This window comes from Ruegeria meonggei (genome assembly GCF_900172215.1).
Taxonomy (GTDB): Bacteria; Pseudomonadota; Alphaproteobacteria; order Rhodobacterales; family Rhodobacteraceae; genus Ruegeria; species Ruegeria meonggei.
Window position 1 is genome coordinate 98,392 of the sequence record NZ_FWFP01000004.1, and the last position, 16,408, is coordinate 114,799.

Below are 16,408 nucleotides of genomic sequence, written 5' to 3' on the forward strand. Positions count from 1 at the left end.
GCCGCACATGCCCGCGCCAAAGAACAATTTCAAGGCGGCGCTGAAAGCCGGGACACCTCAGATCGGGTGTTGGATCGCGATGGCGAATACCTATGCTGCCGAGATTGCTGCGACTGCCCGGTTCGATTGGCTGCTGGTAGACGGCGAGCACGCGCCAAACGACTTACGGTCTATCCTGGATCAGGTGCGGGTGATCGAAGGATCGGGCAGCACCCCTGTTGCGCGTTTGCCGATTGGCGAGACCTGGATGATCAAGCAGTACCTGGATGCCGGGGTACAGAACCTTCTGGTCCCCATGGTCGAAAGCGGCGATCAGGCAAGGGCCCTTGTCCGGGCTGTTCAATATCCGCCTCATGGCGTGCGCGGCGTGGGTTCATCGCTGGCGCGCGCCTCGCAGTTTGCGGCGATACCGGACTATCTGAAAACGGCCGATGAGCAGATTTGCCTGCTGGTGCAGGTGGAAAACCGACTGGGGTTGAGTGCGCTGGACGATATCCTGACCAGCGATGTGGACGGGGTGTTCATCGGTCCTGCTGATCTGGCCGCCGATATGGGCCACATCGGCAATGCCGGGCATCCCGACGTGGTCGAGGCTGTTTTGGACGCGATAACCCGCATTGTGGCAGCGGGCAAAGCGGCGGGTATCCTGACCCTTGATCCGGACATGCAACGCAAATGTCTGGAACTTGGGGCAAGTTTTGTAGCCACAAACATCGACGTCACTCTGTTTGCAAATGCCCTGCGCGGCGCGGCCGAGGCCGGGCTGGCTTTGGTACCGGACTAAACCGCATCTGACGTTGCAAAGACGGCATTTGCCAGAAAACACAGCGTCAGTTTTGCCGTTTGCAAAACGCTGTTGATCGACTGGCCCGGGCATGCCGTCTTTTATCTTTGATTCTGGTATCACGCGGACACTAGTCTCGCCTCGGGCCGCGGTTTGCAGGACAACAGGATCAACGCCAAAAAGGACAAGTTCAGAACCACGTTCATTGGCGCTCCGACCAGAACTGAAGCTGTACTGTCGGTCACAAACCACGTCCACGCTGTGCAGCGTGCAACTTTGGCGGCCGAGTCGGCCGAGATTGAGGCGACATAGGTCCCCAGCGCCCATTGCATCGCACCAAGCCCGACGGTCAACCCGCCCGAAATGCCCAGCAGCAAAGGCGTGGGAACGGCTAATTCTGGCGGGACGTCGTGAAGGGGCCAATAAGCCACCTGAAGGAATACATGGGCCGCGGGGTGCAGCGCGGGCAACGCCGCAAGGGCAAACAGAATACCCGTGGCAGCCAAAACCCCTCCGGCGAAACGCATTGCTGATTGTTGTTGTGTCATGTGATTCTCCTTCGTATGCCCTCCTTTCTTGCGCGCCACATTGGGGCCAAAGCAATTACCTCAGAGGTAAGTGATTTCTGTCGGGTCCACTGTTAGGGTCGCCTCATGACGCCCTATCCAAATATGCTGAAAGAATGGCGCAAGCGCCGCCGGATGAGCCAACTGGATCTAGCGGTCGAGGCTGAGGTCAGCGCGCGGCACATCTCCTTTCTCGAAACCGGCCGTTCCAAACCCAGCCCCGACATGATCCTGCATCTGTCAGAGGTCATGGAACTGCCGGTCGATACCCGAAATCAGATGATGCGCGCCGAAGGGTTCGCACCCAGATACGCGGCGACGCCCTTTGATGACAGTACAATGGCCCCAATCAGGGATGCGGTCGATTGGACGCTGAAACGACACGACCCCTATCCCGGGATGGTGCTGGATAGGCTCTGGTCTGTCGTAAAGCTGAATGAAGGGGCGCAGCGGCTGTTTGCTCCGCTGGGTCTGTCCGAGGGACAGAGCCTATTGGATCTTTTGGCGCACCCGATGATGCCAAGTGTCGTGGAAAACTGGCCTGAGGTTGCGCACCATATGATGCTTAGGCTGCGGGCTGAAAGTGCAAATGTCGGGGGGATGCCCGAATTGGATGCTGCCGCACAGGCCCTGGCCTCACAAGCCAATAGCCGGTCCGATGCTGCATTAGGCCCAACTGTGCCGACTGTATATCGTTTTGGGAACCAGCGCCTGTCCCTGTTTGGCACGATTGCTCATTTCAGCACGGTCACGGACGAAACGCTGGACGACCTGAAGATCGAGTTGTTTTTCCCCGCCGATGCGGAAAGTGCCGCGATTCTGGCAACGTTGTCCGGCAAACCACAAAGCTAACGCCCGCCGGTCAAGCTGCGCTGAGGTATCTGGACGGGTGATTGCAATTGCCCTACAAGCGGTACAGTCAAACCGTCCCAATAAGGACCAAACTCATGGTTTTCACGTCGCAGGGCTGAACAGCCTTTTTTGAAGCGGAGCGATACCTCCACCACGCGATTTTTACGTCGGGCGCTGGCCCGACAGGTGAACCATGACTGACCTTACCTTTAACCCGCAGGCGTCGACACGCGCCGAATTCTGGCCGCTGATCCAGCTGGCCGTTCCCTTGATGGTGGGATTGGCGGCTGCCCTATTAATCGGCGTCGTTGACACTGTGATGATCTCTCCTCTGGGAACAGTGCCGCTTGCTGCTGCAGGCGTGACCACAGCCGTTTTGATCATATTGATTTCCGCGCTCTGGGGCGTGATTACCGCGATTTCAGTGCGGATCAGCCAGGCCGAAGGCGCCCGGGATCCTGCGCGCGTTGCCCTTGCTTTGCGCAGCGGGATGTTGATGTGCCTGCTGGGCGGTGGCGGCGGGGCGGCGCTGATGTGCGTACTGTTCCCCTTGCTGGGACCCTTGGGACAACCGCAAGAGGTTCTGGGCATTCTCTTGCCCTACTGGATGTCGATGGCGATCTGGATCATCCCGTTTACGCTGTTTTTCGGCCTCAAAGCTCTGTTCGACGCAGTAGGGCGGCCCTGGACTGCGGTGGCATTGTCCTATCTTGGGGTGTTGATCAACGTGCCGGCCAATTACGCGTTTATCCATATCTTTGATCTGGGGATTCTGGGTGCGGGTTTGGCGAGTATCCTGTCGCAATGCGTTTCACTTGGGGCGGCCTGCCTTGTTCTGCTTTACACACCCGGGCTGGCAGCTTTTCGTCAGCGGGTCGCCGTGACCTGGACAGATGTCTGGGCACAAACCAAAGACGCGCTGCCACTTTGCATCGGCTATGCGGGCGAAGGTGGTGCCTATGCCGTCGTTGGCCTGATGATGGGCTGGTTGGGGGCCGAGGCACTGGCAGCGCATCAGATCGTCAACGCGCTGGCTGGGCTGGCCTATATGATACCACTTGGTATGGCAGGTGCTGCTTCAATCCGCGTCGGGTTGGCCGTTGGCGGAGGCAGCCGGTCGCGCCTGCGCCCGATCCTGAAAGCGTCATTTGTCATGGTGACCCTCTGGCAAGTCCTGGCCGCTGCCCTGTTCATTGCCGCCGGACGCTTGATGGCCGAGACGATGTCGAACGACCGGGCAGTAGTTGAACTGGCGGCGACCTTGTTCATCGTTGTGGCGCTGTTGCAGGTGGCCGACGGGGTACAAGGTACCGCCTTGGGGGCACTCAGGGGTATGTCCGACATGAACCTGCCAACTTTCATAACGCTTACCGCTTATTGGCCCCTGGCGCTGCCGGCAAGCTATGGGCTTGGGTTCGTTCTGGGCTATGGGGCGGTTGGGATCTGGATCGGATACTTGCTGGGTCTTTTGGTGGCCGCGGTCGCGCTTCCGGTACGGTTCTGGATGTTGACGAAAGAGCCATAGTTTGACTCCTATCCCCTAGTAGGAATCGCCTGGCGGAAGTGGTGCCGCCAGGAATGCGGCCAACCCGACCTCCCTTGGGTTGGCCGCCTCAGTTTTCTGGCCAGATCCTTCCAGGATGCCGAAAGACACAATTGCAGCTATAGGTGCACAACCTAAGACACCGTCTATTTACCCTTCCAGACGGGGTCGCGTTTCTCTGAAAAGGCGCGGGCGCCTTCCAGTTGGTCTCCGCTTGCGTAAAGAGTATCAACACTGCGCAACTGGCGCTTGGTAATGCGGTTCATGGCATCCTGAAAATTACTGTCTTCGGCGTCCCGCACGATATCCTTGATTGCGGCATAAACCAGCGGAGGGCCCGAGGCCAACAGACGGGCCAGTTCCCAAGCGCGGGCCATCAGTTGATCCGATGTGATGATCTCGTTGACCAAACCCCAGCGGTTGGCCTCGGTCGCGTCAAACCAGCGCCCGGTCAACAGCAACTCCATTGCGATGTGGTATGGGATGCGTTTGGGCAGTTTCACGCTGGCTGCATCAGCAACAGTGCCCGAGCGGATTTCCGGCAAGGCGAATGTGGCATGCTCGGCGGCCAGGATCATGTCGGCTGACAGGGCCAGTTCCAACCCACCACCACAAGCGATACCGTTGACGGCTGCGATGATCGGCTTGTTCATGTTGCGCAGTTCCTGCAGGCCGCCAAAGCCGCCAACACCGTAATCCCCATCGACGGCATCCCCGTCAGCGGCGGCTTTCAGATCCCAGCCTGGGCAAAAGAACTTCTCGCCTCCGCCGGTCAAAATGGCCACGCGCAGGTCCGGATCATCGCGGAAACCGGCAAAGACCTCGCCCATGATCCGGCTGGTGGCCAGGTCGATGGCGTTGGCCTTGGGCCGGTCCAGCGTCACCTCAAGAATTGCCCCTTCACGGCGGGTTTTGATCGGGTCCATATCTCAGGCCTTTCTGATGAGGGCATCCACTGCGACAGCCGTATCTGGCGTGCAGAGGAGCGGATTGATTTCAACCTCGCCAAGCGTGTCGGCATTTTGCATGACATAGGCCTGAACGGCCTGAACAGCGCTGATAATCGCATCCATATCAGCCGCGGGCTGGCCTCGATAGCCCGTCAAAAGCGGTGCGATGTTCAATGATCCAAGTGCGACGCGGATGTCATTGGCCGTGCTGGGCACCAGCAGGGACACGGTATCGCGCAATATCTCGGTCCTCACACCACCTGCGCCCAGTGTCAGGACAAACCCGTGCGCCAGGTCGCGAACCACACCGATTAGCAACTCGACCACGGGTCCGGTGATCATTTCTTCGATCAGAATTTCTTCGGTGCCGATGTCCCTGGCAACATCGGCGACGTCTGCAGCCGATACGCCCAGACGCACGGCCGCATGTTCGGATTTATGTGCCAACCCTACGCCTTTCACGGCGAACGGCGCTTGCAACTTTTGCACAGCGTCGCGCGCCTCGACAGCGTCGCGAACGGTACGGTGTTGCGGAATAAGCAATCCGCATTCCGCCAGGGCTTGCTTGGCTTGCGCCTCGGTTAAGGTTGTTGTGGCATCGACCTTGCCAGGTAAACAGATTGGGTCGGTGGCCGGCGCCGATATTTGCGTCGCCGCGCGTGTGGCGGACAAAGCCTCTCGAAGGCCCATCAGCGGGACAACTCCGCCGGTCATCAACTCTTGCGCAACAGTGTCAGGCAGAAGCTCGGGCAGAGTGGCGGCAACGGCAAATCGCGCGCCCGTTTCAGCGCGCACTCTCAGCGCGGCCTGTGTGGCACAGGCCCAGTCCGCCGGGTCGGTGGTTGGGTAGTCAACGATCGAGACCGTCAGGTGGATATCGTCGCCGGTCATCCCGGACCACGCCCGCGCCATCGCCTCTTCGTCACGCCAGATATAGGTGTGATAGTCCAACGGGTTACTCAGCGCGACCATCGGCCCCAACGCGTCTCGTAGACGGGCTTTCTTGTCTTGGTTCAGGTGTGGAAAGTTCAGGCCAGTTCCAACCACCATATCCGCGATCAAGCTGGCCTCACCCCCCGAACAGCTGATCGAGGCGATGTTGCCGCCCGGCAGCGGGCCATAGCAGTGCAACAGTTTCAGCGCTTCCAGAAACTCAGGCAGGGTCGACAGGCGCGGTATGCCCAAACGCGCCAGCAGCGCCTGCGCCCCGGCATCACTACCAGCCAAAGACGCGGTGTGGGATACAGTCGCCGCCTGCGCCTGTTCAGACGCACCAACCTTTAAGGCGATCAACGGGATGCCTTTGTCATGAGCTTTGGCAGCCAGTGCCTCCCATTCGCGAATGTCCTTGAACCCTTCGACGTGCAAGCCCACAGCTGTGACGCGCGGGTCATCGATCAGGGATGCGGCGATCTGAGCCTGACTGGTTTGCGCCATGTTTCCGCAGGTCACCATATAGGCAATCGGCAGACCTCGTTTTTGCATGGTCAGATTGATCGAGATATTCGAGCTTTGCGTCAGTATCGCAACGCCCTTGTCTACAGGCGTCGCCCCGTGTTGATCCGGCCATAACAATGCCCCGTCGAGCGCATTGATGAACCCATAGCAATTTGGCCCCAAAATCGGCATGTCACCAGCGGCTTTGATCAATTGATCCTGCAGCGCGCCGCCTGTGACATCCTCTGCCGTGGCCTCGGAAAAGCCCGAGGCAAAACACACCGCACCTCCGGCACCCATACGCGACAGAACTTGCACCGCCTCAATCGTGGCATGACGATTGATGCCGATAAACACTGCATCGGGGGCTGCGGGCAGATCTTCAAGACGGGCATAGGCTTGATGCCCTGCCACTTCGTTCGCCTTCGGGTAAACCGGCCAGATTTGACCGGAATATCCCATACGCTCGGATTGCAGAACAACCTGTTGGCACCAGGCACCGCCGCCAATGACGGCAATGGAGTTCGGGCGAAGTAGTCGGGTCAGATTCATGGTCACGGCTTAGGCACCCAAGGGGCGCAGCAGATCGCGGCTGATGATATGGCGTTGGATTTCGCTGGTTCCGTCCCAAATCCGCTCAACCCGGGCGTCGCGCCAGAACCGCTCGATCGGGAAATCGTCCATCAGCCCCATGCCGCCAAAGATCTGCAATGTTGTATCGGTGACCCGAGCCAGCATCTCTGAGGCGTAGAGTTTGGCCGAAGCGATCTCACGGTTGGCGGGCAGGGATTGATCCAAACGCCACGCAGCCGACAGGGTCAGCCAATCTGCCGCGTCGATCTCAGTGATCATGTCTGCGATCTGGAAACCAACCCCCTGGAACTTGCCGATGGGTTGACCAAATTGTTTTCGTTCGGCCGCATAATTCAAAGCGTAGTCAAAACAGCGACGGGCGCGCCCAACCGAGAAAGCCGCAACGGTCAGCCGGGTGGCGTAGAGCCATTCGTTCATCACCGCAAAGCCACCATCGACCTCGCCCAGAACCTGCGCATCGGGCAGGCGGCAATTGTCGAAGTAAAGGATGTAGTTCTTGTACCCCTTGTGGCTGACCGAATTATAACCTTCGCGCACTTCAAACCCCGGGGTGCCCCTATCCACCAGAAAAGTAGTGATGCGTTTCTTGGGGCCTTTCGGGGTCTCGTCTACCCCGGTTGCGATGAAAACGATGAAGAAATCCGCGTGTTCGGCCCCTGAAATAAAGTGCTTGGACCCGTTGACGACCCAGTCACCGCCATCCCGCACAGCCTGACAATTCATCCCGCGCACGTCCGAACCCGCATCTGGTTCTGTCATTGCCAGAGCGTCCATCCTTTCGCCGCGCACAGCGGGCAACAGATACCGCGCGCGCTGGTCTTCATTGCAGGCCATCAAGATATTCTGTGGGCGGCCAAAGAAATGCGTCAAAGCCATGGAGCCGCGACCCAGTTCACGCTCAACCAGCGTAAAATCCAGATGAGACAGCCCTGCGCCACCGACCTCTTCGGGGAAGTTGCAGGCATAAAAGCCCAGATCGATGCATTTCTGTTTGATCTCTTCGCCCAATTCCGCCGGAACGGTGCCGGTGCGCTCAACCTTGGCTTCATGGGGGTAGATTTCGTTTTCGACAAAACTGCGAACAGTCGAAACGATCATGTCCTGTTCTTCCGACAAACCAAACTGCATGTCACATGTTCCTTGGATAGGTGATTGACGAAGGAAACGGCATTGCGCATCTTCTCGACATGCAGAGTTGATCAATGATCGTGCAGGTTTGGAAAAATTTTGACCCGCCAATACAATGTTTTGCTGTTTGATGGTTTCTCGAACCATTGCCTGGCCAACATGGTTGAACCCTTGCGCGCGGCGAATACGCTATCGCGACAAACATTGTACGCGTGGCGCTTTTGTTCGATAGACGGGCAGCCTGTCCACAGTTCCAGCGGCCTGGCGGTCACCCCGGACGGCGCTCTTGGCGATCTGAACGGCGATGTCCTGGTAGTCATGCCGTCTTATGGCTACCTGGACCTGGACACGTGGCCTACCATACGGACCCTGTTATCAGCGGCCTCCAAATATGCGCAACTGGCGGGTTTGGATACCGGAAGTTGGCTGCTGGCCCGTGCCGGGTTGCTGGATGATCACCGGGCAACTATTCATTGGGATGAGCTGACCCGCTTTGAAGAAGCCTTTCCAGCGGTAGAGGCTGTTCAGGAACGGTTTGTCATTGATGGCAACCGGCTGACCTGTTCGGGGGCGATGGCTGCGTTTGATCTGGCCTTGGCCCTTATACGGCGTGACCAGGGCCCGCTATTGTCGATGGAGGTTGCGCATCTGTTCATGAGCCGGGGCAGGGCGGATCAATATGCGTTACCGCTGAAATCCGAAGATACGCTGGTGAACCGTGCCCTGAACGTCATGCAGAGTAATCTGGAAACGCCGCTGTCGATCACTGACCTCGCACGCAGGATTGGCTGCACGCAAAAAAGGATTGAGGTGCGGGTTCAGCATGAGCTCAGGACCACGCCGCAAGCTTTGTATCGGCGGTTGCGTCTTAATCTGGCGCGAAAACTTTCTGAAGAGACAGAGCAATCCATCGCAGAAATCGCAGGCCGCTGTGGGTATGAAAACGCCAGCGCAATGACCCGTGCATTCAAAGCGGAATTTGGCCAAACGCCGACTGAGTTCCGAAACCGGGCCTGATCCTTTGGGCAATGCACGGGATGGAAAACCGGTGGGGCTCTGACTATCTCAGTTGCAATCCGGCCAAGATGGGCGCACCAATTTGATCCCTGACATGGCACCAGCATTCAAAGGACACAGCACATGCCGCAGACCTCTGAGATCAACCGCCAAATCGTCTTAAACGAACGCCCGAAAGGCGAGCCCGATGCCAACACCCTGCGCATGACCACGACCGAGGTCCCTGTCCCCGGCGCGAATGAGATGCTGGTGCGCACAGTATACCTGTCGCTGGACCCCTACATGCGTGGCCGTATGAACGACGCCAAATCATATGCCGAGCCGGTTTCGATTGGCGGCGTCATCACCGCTCAGGTCGTGGCTCAGGTTGTATCCTCCAATCTGGATGGCTTTGAGCCAGGGGATTATGTTCTGTCCGGCAGCGGCTGGCAGGATTACGCGATAACCGACGGGACCGAGGTGATGAACCTTGGGAAGTCGCCTGAAAACCCGTCCTGGGCATTGGGGATTCTGGGAATGCCGGGCTATACCGCCTACGCCGGTCTGCTGAAAATTGGTGAGCCCAAGCCGGGTGAAACCGTCGTCGTTGCCGCCGCTGCGGGGCCAGTTGGTGCGACTGTTGGCCAGATCGCAAAGCTCAAAGGGTGCCGGGTTGTCGGCATTGCAGGGGGTGCAGAGAAATGCGCGCATATTGTCGAAAACCTTGGGTTTGACGCCTGTATCGACCACACGGCCGTTGACTTTGCAGACCAGTTGAAAGCCGCGTGCCCAGATGGGATTGACGTTTATTTTGAGAATGTTGGCGGCAAGGTCCTGTATGCCGTGCTTCCCTTGCTGAACCCGTTTGCCCGTGTGCCTGTGTGTGGCATCGTGGCGTGGTACAACCTGCCGGGTCTGCCGGATGGGCCGGATATGGGACCAGCCATCATGGGTACCTTGCTGCGCATGAAAGTCAAGATGCAGGGCTTTATCATCTTCGACAACTTCACGCGCGAGGTATATGAAGAGTTCCGCCGCGATATGATGGGTTGGCTTCAGGACGGATCGATCAAATACAAAGAGCATATGGTCGACGGGCTGGAAAACGCCCCCGACGCATTTAACCAACTGCTTAGCGGCGGCAATTTCGGAAAAATGGTGGTCAACGTCGGCGTCTGAAGCCGCTGGTGATGTCCTAAAAAGACACCCCGGTTGGTTAACATACCGGGGTGCCTAAAATTTTTTGGTGGCTGGTCTTAGAACGACCAGCGCAACCCGGCCTGGAAGTTTGGACCCTGTGCGTCGTCACCAATTTCCTGTTCGGCATTCACTTCGAACAGCATGTCAGTGATAAGCTCATGTTCGTATCCGACCAGTACGCTGGCACCCGAGAAATCCGAGGTGGCAAAGGACAGCGACTGAGTGGTGGAGAACACAGTGACTGAGGCCTCGGTATCACCCAAATCGCGGCGCAGAACTCCGGACAACCGACCAACTAAAAGACCTCGGTTACCAAGTGATTTTTCGGCCTCAACGCCCAGACGAGCCTCGATCACCTCGGTGGTACTGTCGCCGACGGTAGCATTGGCCGAGGACCCTGTTTCAGTGTAACCATCGTCCTTCTGACGCGTATAACGCACGTCACCAAAGCCCAGCAGCCCAAATTCGTCTCCGACATCAAAGGCGCGCTCGACCCCAACATAGGCCGTCAGCAAGGTGCTGTCGAAATCGGCATTTGCATCCTCACTGCCAGCGATCTGGCGCGACTTGTCGGTCGACAGCCAGCCATAACCCAGACCGGCTTCAATCGTGTATGACCCAATCTGACGACCCAAAGAGGCATCCAGATAGAAACCGTCCGTGTCGAAATCGGTTGTGTCCGTGTCTCCGTCCGAACGGAAGACACCCAAACCCAGCGCCAGGGCAAGGCCGTTGTCCAGCTGACCGGAATACCCGGCACTGCCGTTGAACACGGTGACATCGGTATTGGTTTCGGTCACGTTTTCAAACCGGCGCGATGCTGCATCGATCATGACATAGGGGCGGAATGCACCGAATGTCAGGCCAGATACGCGCCCCGTGGTGGCACTGCGCGTGACCTGCGCCTGAGGAGCATATCGCAACGCTGAGGTCGAAGAGCCGACCACATGGCCGTAAAAGGCCGTGACCTCTCCGGAATTCAGCACATCAGCCCCATCAACGCTTGCATAGATCGGGGCTGCGCCACCTTCATCGTGCACGAACCAGCCCGACCGGCCATCGGATACTGTGGTGGTAAAGGTTCCTACACCCGGGGCGGCATCTTCGAATTCAAAGATTGAACTGCCCCCGACTGCGTCCAAATTGACGTTGTGATCCTGCACGCGAATTAGTCCGGTGACCTTGTCAGTGTTGACCACGTTGAGGGTGCCGGTGCCAGTGCCAAGGAAAATGGCGTATGCATCGCCAGTGTCAGAGCTTGCCGAAATCTCGCCGACATTCGTGATCACACCATCGAAGTTTTCGAAGTACAGACCATAAGCATTGGATTCCCCCGCACCGGACGCCGTAGCCGTGATCACACCGGTGTTCGAGAAGGTGCCCTGCATGTCATCTGCCCAAACGCCAGCGGCAGTGCCTTGGAAAAAGTCGGTGTCATTGGTGATCCTTGCGGACGCCACCAGCGTACCTGTGTTGGTGACACTTCCAGTAAACTCGTCGTCCAGATAGATCGCTTGGGCCTCTACCTCTGTCGCGCCGGTAGCAGATGCCGAAACAACATTGCTGTTGATGACCGTACCAACAGATCCGTTGCGAAGGTAAAGACCAACCGATTCGGCCTCATCTGTTTCCGAGGAGCTGATGGCTCTGATCACACCAGAATTCGACATCGTTCCGTCGAACTCTGTGATGTATGCGCCATATGCCGTTGCCGAAGCGCTGGTGTCGCCGCGCGCGGTGACCTGAATGGTACCGGTGTTGGTGATGTTGCCTGTTGTTTCACTGCTGCTATACAGCCCATAGGCTTCGGCAGAACTGGTGTTGTCGGTGACAAGCACTGTGATCGAGCCAGTATTGGTGATGTTTCCATCCAGACCGCCAGAGATGTAGACGCCTGCGCCTGTGCCTTCGGTGTCTCCGTGTGCTGTGGCCGAGATCGAGCCGCTGTTGTGGATATTGCCGGTCATACCGCCGCTGACATACAGGCCATAGGCCTCGGCCTCGTCAGTCTGGTCGGTGGCCACTGCAGTCACGGTGCCGGAATTGTTGAAATCCCCTTCCAGCCCTCCGCGGATATAGAAACCTGCAACGGTTGCTGATGAATAGCCATCACCCTGGACTGATACAGTGCCACTGTTGGTGATGTTACCGACCATGCCGTCACGAACTTCCAGGCCAAAGGCTTCTGCCTCCTCGGTCTGGTCAGTTGCGATAGCTGTGATGGAGCCAGAGTTCGTAAAGTTGCCCTCCAATGAACCGCGCAGATAAAAACCTGCAACAGTTGCAGATGTTTCTCCGTCACCCCTGACCAGGATGGTACCGCTGTTGGTGATGTTGCCGACCATGTCGCCGCGCAATTCCAGAGCATAAGCTTCCACTTCTTCGGTCTGACTGGTCGCCTGGGCAATGATTGTACCGCTGTTATTGAAGTCACCGGTAAAATCGCCAGTGATTTCGAAGGTGGTCGCAGTGCCAGATGAATATCCATCCGCCTGCAAGGTGATCGTGCCGGTATTGATAATGTTACCGGTCATATCGCCACTGAGATCCAGCACGTAGGCATCGGCTTCATCATCATCCAGATCGGTTGCCTGTGCCGTGATTGTGCCGCTGTTTACAAAGTTCCCAGTCAGGTCACCGTTAATGTCGAACGCCGTGGCCGTTGCGGATTCTACCCCGTCTGCTTGCAAACTAATACTGCCGCTGTTGGTGATGTTGCCATTCAAATCGCCACTGACATACAAACCCAGTGCCTCGGCTTCCTCATCGGTCGAGTTCGCAATCAGAGAGATGGTTCCCGAGTTGTCGAAGTCTCCGGTCAAATCGCCGGACAGGTAATAGGCCGAGGCCGAAGCTGAATCGGTCGCCTCTCCACGTGCGACGATGGTCCCGGTGTTGGTGATATTGCCGGTTGTGTCGCCCTCAATGTAAACTGCTGCACCATCAGCACTTCCAGATGCAGCGTTTGCAATGGCGGTTATCGTCCCGCTGTTGGTCAGGTCACCGTTCAAATCGTCTTCCAGGTGGAATGCCCAGGCAGTCGCCGACGTCAGACCAGAGGCGTTGACCGAAACGTTTCCAGTGTTGCTGATGTTGCTGTTTGCAACGCCCTGCACCCGAACACCAACGGCTTCGGCAAGGCTGTCATTTTGATCCGCCGCCGCGTGAAGGGTGCCAGAATTGGTCAGGTCCCCGTTCATGTCGCCAGTCACAAATAGACTTACCGCCGCGGCCGTCGTTGCATCACCGGCAATCGCACGAATTGTGCCATTGTTGCTCATATCGGCGTTCGCATCGCCCACAAAGAGCAGCCCAAAAGCGGACGCTTGGCTTGAGCCTGACCCACCGGCAATCGCCGTGATCGTGCCCGAGTTGAAAGCCGATCCCGTTGAAGCGGTGCCATTTGTGAACACGGCGCCCAGTGCGCTTGCGTTGCCGACAGAAGTTGATGTCGCTCTGGCCGTTACTGTGCCAGTGTTAATGAAATCACCACCAAAGTTTCCGCCCATCAGGAAGCCCAAAGCGGCGCCGAATGCTGACGTGTCCACACGAATATCGATTGTGCCGTTGTTGACGATTTGCCCCGATGCGGACAGGTTGCCGTTCAACAATACCCCGAACCCTAAACCACTGGCTGCCGATGGCCCTGAGATGGTACCATTGTTTGTGAACTGGCTTGTGTAGTCAGTATCGATGACAACCGCCGGACCACCTGATGTGGTCAGATTCACTGCACCTGTGGCCGTGATAGTGTTGTTTTCATCGACCGAAAACACCTGCCGTGTGTTCTGGGGGGTCGAAACAACTTCGGCAGAAGCAATACCAACGGACAAAGCTGCCACAGATACTGAGGCCAGGAAAACTGAGGGCGCAACGCTTGCCACCCGACCTTTCCATTTGACCATACGACCACCGCGCACCGCACATTCACGTGCGTGCTGAACTACGCCACCACTCATTTTCGAAAGTCCCTCCCAAAGGATATAACTTGTTAACGATTTTTCAGGCCTGCTACCTAGGAGCGAAGCTGAGCGCAAATGTGACATTGTTTTAAGACTGCCGAATATATTGTTGTATGGCATTAGGATCACACAATATATCGTATTGATACTTGCGGTTTTCGCCGGAACAGCGGATGGACGGCTGGGCAAGAATGCTCTACGAAACACAGATCAGCGTTAAGAATAAGGCAAGCTCAGGCCATGTCTGCGTTGACCCGTAGGAGGCAAATTCATGACGACGCAGCAGCAGATTTCGGTACAGGACGCATTCGCTCAGGCGATGGCGCAGTATGAAAATGGGCAGCTGCAAAAGGCAGTCGCGGTGTTTTCGGAAATCGTTAAAGTTGCGCCGCACCACGCGCAAACGCATCATATGCTGGGTCTGATTGCCTTTCAGATCGGGCAATTCGAGCCGGCTGTCAAAGCGGTTGGCCGGGCGGTGCAACTGCAGCCCGAAAACGTGCATTTTCTAACCAACTACACTGAGATTCTGCGCAGCTCCGGGCAATTGGAACAGGCCCGCGCCGCGGGCGAACGTGCGGTTCGACTGGCCCCGGGTCGTGCGGCTGCGCATTCCAATCTGGGCCTTGTTCATTACGACCTGTACGATCTTGAACAAGCGCGCATTGCACAGGAACGGGCGCTGGCATTGGCGCCCGATTTTGACAGGGCTCTCAACAATCTGGGCAGTATCGCGCGCGATGAAGGGGATCGCGACACGGCTGCCCGCTATTATCAGCGCGCGCTGCGGATTAACCCAGGTTCTTCCGAAACTGCCAATAATCTGATCTCGGTTCTGATCGAGGCTGAAGATATCCCCTCTGCTCATTCAACAGCCGAGAGCTTTGCCAAACACGAGCCGCGTGACGCGGAATTACATCGCAATTTCGGTCGGATTTTCATGTTGGAAAACGATCTGGACAAGGCCGAAAACGCGTTTCGCAATGCCATCTCTTTGAACGATAAAAAGGCCGAAAGCTATGTTGGCCTGTCGCAGGTTTTGTTTGAAAAAAACCATCCCAAACTGGCTGTGATCGAGGCCGAGCAGGCTTTGCGCCTGGACCCTGAGAATGCCTCGGCTTGTCACCAAATGGCATTGATCAAGGCGCATCTGGGCAAAGCGGAAACGGCAAAGGATCTGTTTCGCAAGGCAATCGACCTCAAGCCCAAGCTCAGCGCCAGCAGGCTGGCCCTAGGACATCTTGCCATTGAACAGGCCGAATTCGACACGGCGCGCCAGCTGTTCGAAGAGGCCGCATCATGCGCCGAAGACCCATTGAGCGCGCAAATTGCGTTGGCCCGCCTGGAAAAGGTCACCGAGGACAGCCCTGTGTTTCAGGCGCTTGAAGCGGCATTGCCCACCGCCCCAACCATGCTGCCGCAAAAGGCGGTCTCATTTCACTATGCGATGGGTGACTCCTATGAAAAGCTCAAACGTTATGATGAGGCATTCGCTCAGTTCAAAAATGGCGCGGCGCTGAAACGATCGCAGATCGCCTATGATCCGGCTGACACCGATACGCTAACGGATGACCTGATCACGACCTTCGACGCACGGAAAATATCGAACCTGCGCCAATGCGCGATCACAAGCATAAAGCCAATATTTGTGGTGGGCATGCCAAGGTCAGGTACCACATTGACCGAATCCATTCTGGATGCCCATCCAGACGTGTTCGGTGCCGGGGAACTGAACGATCTGCAGAACCTGTTTGGTCATCTCGACGACGGCCGTTCTAACGTGCCACGCGCCATGGCCTCTATGTCAGCCGAGCAACTGACCCGTCGCGCGGAGGATTATGTGGATTTGCTGTCCGCTCATGCAGCAGATGCGCTTCGGGTGGTGGACAAGATGCCCGCCAATTTTCAGTTGATCGGGCTGATCCACGGTCTGATGCCCAATGCCCGTATTATCCATGTTGCGCGCGATCCGCTCGACATATGCTTGTCCTGCTATACGCGTTTGTTCGAACGCAGCCAGTTGCACAGCTATGACCAGATCGAGCTGGGACGGTATTACAACAACTACGTCCGGATGATGAAGCACTGGCAAGCCACGCTGCCTCAGGGCGCGTTCCATACGGTCCGGTATGAGGCGTTGGTCGATGATATCGACACCGTTGCGCGTGGGATGATCGACTATTGCGGTTTGGAGTGGGACGAGGCCTGCCTTGATTTCTATTCGGGCAAGCGTCGGGTGCGAACGGCCAGCGTTCAACAAGTGCGCCAGCCGCTCTATGCGTCGTCAAAGCAAAAGTGGCGCAGGTATGAGCGTCACTTGCAACCGTTGATCGACACGATTGGCGACAACCGGATTTAATCCAACCGCAGAATAGCGGCTATCGTTTAGTTACGCG

At 57.2% G+C, this 16,408-nt stretch carries 11 protein-coding genes; 6 read left to right on the top strand and 5 right to left on the bottom strand.

What is annotated here, in order from left to right:
* Positions 1 to 7 precede the first annotated feature (7 nt).
* Complete coding sequence (locus tag RUM8411_RS07705; protein WP_085822118.1) at positions 8 to 784, top strand: aldolase/citrate lyase family protein; 777 nt, start codon at positions 8 to 10, stop codon at positions 782 to 784.
* Positions 785 to 903: 119 nt separating this feature from the next.
* On the opposite strand, the gene RUM8411_RS07710 is transcribed toward RUM8411_RS07705, so the two are convergent.
* The gene (locus RUM8411_RS07710; protein ID WP_085822119.1) at positions 904 to 1,332 is read right to left on the bottom strand and encodes a hypothetical protein; all 429 of its coding nucleotides are present in this window, start codon (positions 1,330 to 1,332) and stop codon (positions 904 to 906) included.
* Positions 1,333 to 1,437: 105 nt separating this feature from the next.
* Between RUM8411_RS07710 and RUM8411_RS07715 the strand changes: the two genes are divergently transcribed.
* Both RUM8411_RS07715 and RUM8411_RS07720 read left to right on the top strand, forming a co-directional pair.
* Complete coding sequence (locus tag RUM8411_RS07715; protein WP_085822120.1) at positions 1,438 to 2,202, top strand: helix-turn-helix transcriptional regulator; 765 nt, start codon at positions 1,438 to 1,440, stop codon at positions 2,200 to 2,202.
* Positions 2,203 to 2,395: 193 nt separating this feature from the next.
* Positions 2,396 to 3,727, top strand: coding sequence for an MATE family efflux transporter (locus RUM8411_RS07720; RefSeq protein ID WP_085822121.1), 1,332 nt, complete (start codon positions 2,396 to 2,398; stop codon positions 3,725 to 3,727).
* 164 nt (positions 3,728 to 3,891) lie between these two features.
* Here RUM8411_RS07720 and RUM8411_RS07725 read toward each other — a convergent pair whose 3' ends face one another.
* The 3 genes from RUM8411_RS07725 to RUM8411_RS07735 are packed head-to-tail and all read right to left on the bottom strand — an operon-like array spanning position 3,892 to position 7,854.
* Positions 3,892 to 4,671, bottom strand: coding sequence for a carnitinyl-CoA dehydratase (locus tag RUM8411_RS07725; RefSeq protein ID WP_085822122.1), 780 nt, complete (start codon positions 4,669 to 4,671; stop codon positions 3,892 to 3,894).
* 3 nt (positions 4,672 to 4,674) lie between these two features.
* A complete protein-coding gene (locus tag RUM8411_RS07730) occupies positions 4,675 to 6,684 on the bottom strand; it encodes an acetate--CoA ligase family protein (protein WP_085822123.1) in 2,010 nt (669 codons plus the stop codon).
* Positions 6,685 to 6,693: 9 nt separating this feature from the next.
* Positions 6,694 to 7,854: an acyl-CoA dehydrogenase family protein gene (locus RUM8411_RS07735; RefSeq protein ID WP_085822124.1), complete on the bottom strand. Its 1,161-nt coding sequence runs from the start codon at positions 7,852 to 7,854 to the stop codon at positions 6,694 to 6,696.
* A gap of 99 nt (positions 7,855 to 7,953) precedes the next feature.
* Between RUM8411_RS07735 and RUM8411_RS07740 the strand changes: the two genes are divergently transcribed.
* Together RUM8411_RS07740 and curA are read left to right on the top strand one after the other, a co-directional pair.
* On the top strand, positions 7,954 to 8,871 hold the full coding sequence (locus tag RUM8411_RS07740) for a GlxA family transcriptional regulator (RefSeq protein WP_085822125.1): 918 nt from the start codon (positions 7,954 to 7,956) through the stop codon (positions 8,869 to 8,871).
* Positions 8,872 to 8,994: 123 nt separating this feature from the next.
* The gene (curA, locus tag RUM8411_RS07745) at positions 8,995 to 10,029 is read left to right on the top strand and encodes an NADPH-dependent curcumin/dihydrocurcumin reductase (protein WP_085822126.1); all 1,035 of its coding nucleotides are present in this window, start codon (positions 8,995 to 8,997) and stop codon (positions 10,027 to 10,029) included.
* 77 nt (positions 10,030 to 10,106) lie between these two features.
* On the opposite strand, the gene RUM8411_RS07750 is transcribed toward curA, so the two are convergent.
* On the bottom strand, positions 10,107 to 14,009 hold the full coding sequence (locus RUM8411_RS07750; RefSeq protein ID WP_159453870.1) for a beta strand repeat-containing protein: 3,903 nt from the start codon (positions 14,007 to 14,009) through the stop codon (positions 10,107 to 10,109).
* 274 nt (positions 14,010 to 14,283) lie between these two features.
* Here RUM8411_RS07750 and RUM8411_RS07755 point away from each other — a divergent pair, with 274 nt between their 5' ends.
* Positions 14,284 to 16,371 carry a tetratricopeptide repeat-containing sulfotransferase family protein gene (locus RUM8411_RS07755; protein ID WP_085822128.1) on the top strand — a complete coding sequence of 696 codons (2,088 nt, stop codon included), beginning with the start codon at positions 14,284 to 14,286 and terminating at the stop codon, positions 16,369 to 16,371.
* Positions 16,372 to 16,408: the final 37 nt, after the last annotated feature.

Bases quoted from the DNA above. Each gene is read 5' to 3' on its own strand.
- RUM8411_RS07705 (WP_085822118.1), top strand. From the start codon at position 8: ATGCCCGCGCCAAAGAACAATTTCAAGGCGGCGCTGAAAGCCGGGACA.
- RUM8411_RS07710 (WP_085822119.1), bottom strand. From the start codon at position 1,332: ATGACACAACAACAATCAGCAATGCGTTTCGCCGGAGGGGTTTTGGCT.
- RUM8411_RS07715 (WP_085822120.1), top strand. From the start codon at position 1,438: ATGACGCCCTATCCAAATATGCTGAAAGAATGGCGCAAGCGCCGCCGG.
- RUM8411_RS07720 (WP_085822121.1), top strand. From the start codon at position 2,396: ATGACTGACCTTACCTTTAACCCGCAGGCGTCGACACGCGCCGAATTC.
- RUM8411_RS07725 (WP_085822122.1), bottom strand. From the start codon at position 4,671: ATGGACCCGATCAAAACCCGCCGTGAAGGGGCAATTCTTGAGGTGACG.
- RUM8411_RS07730 (WP_085822123.1), bottom strand. From the start codon at position 6,684: ATGAATCTGACCCGACTACTTCGCCCGAACTCCATTGCCGTCATTGGC.
- RUM8411_RS07735 (WP_085822124.1), bottom strand. From the start codon at position 7,854: ATGCAGTTTGGTTTGTCGGAAGAACAGGACATGATCGTTTCGACTGTT.
- curA (WP_085822126.1), top strand. From the start codon at position 8,995: ATGCCGCAGACCTCTGAGATCAACCGCCAAATCGTCTTAAACGAACGC.
- RUM8411_RS07750 (WP_159453870.1), bottom strand. From the start codon at position 14,009: ATGAGTGGTGGCGTAGTTCAGCACGCACGTGAATGTGCGGTGCGCGGT.
- RUM8411_RS07755 (WP_085822128.1), top strand. From the start codon at position 14,284: ATGACGACGCAGCAGCAGATTTCGGTACAGGACGCATTCGCTCAGGCG.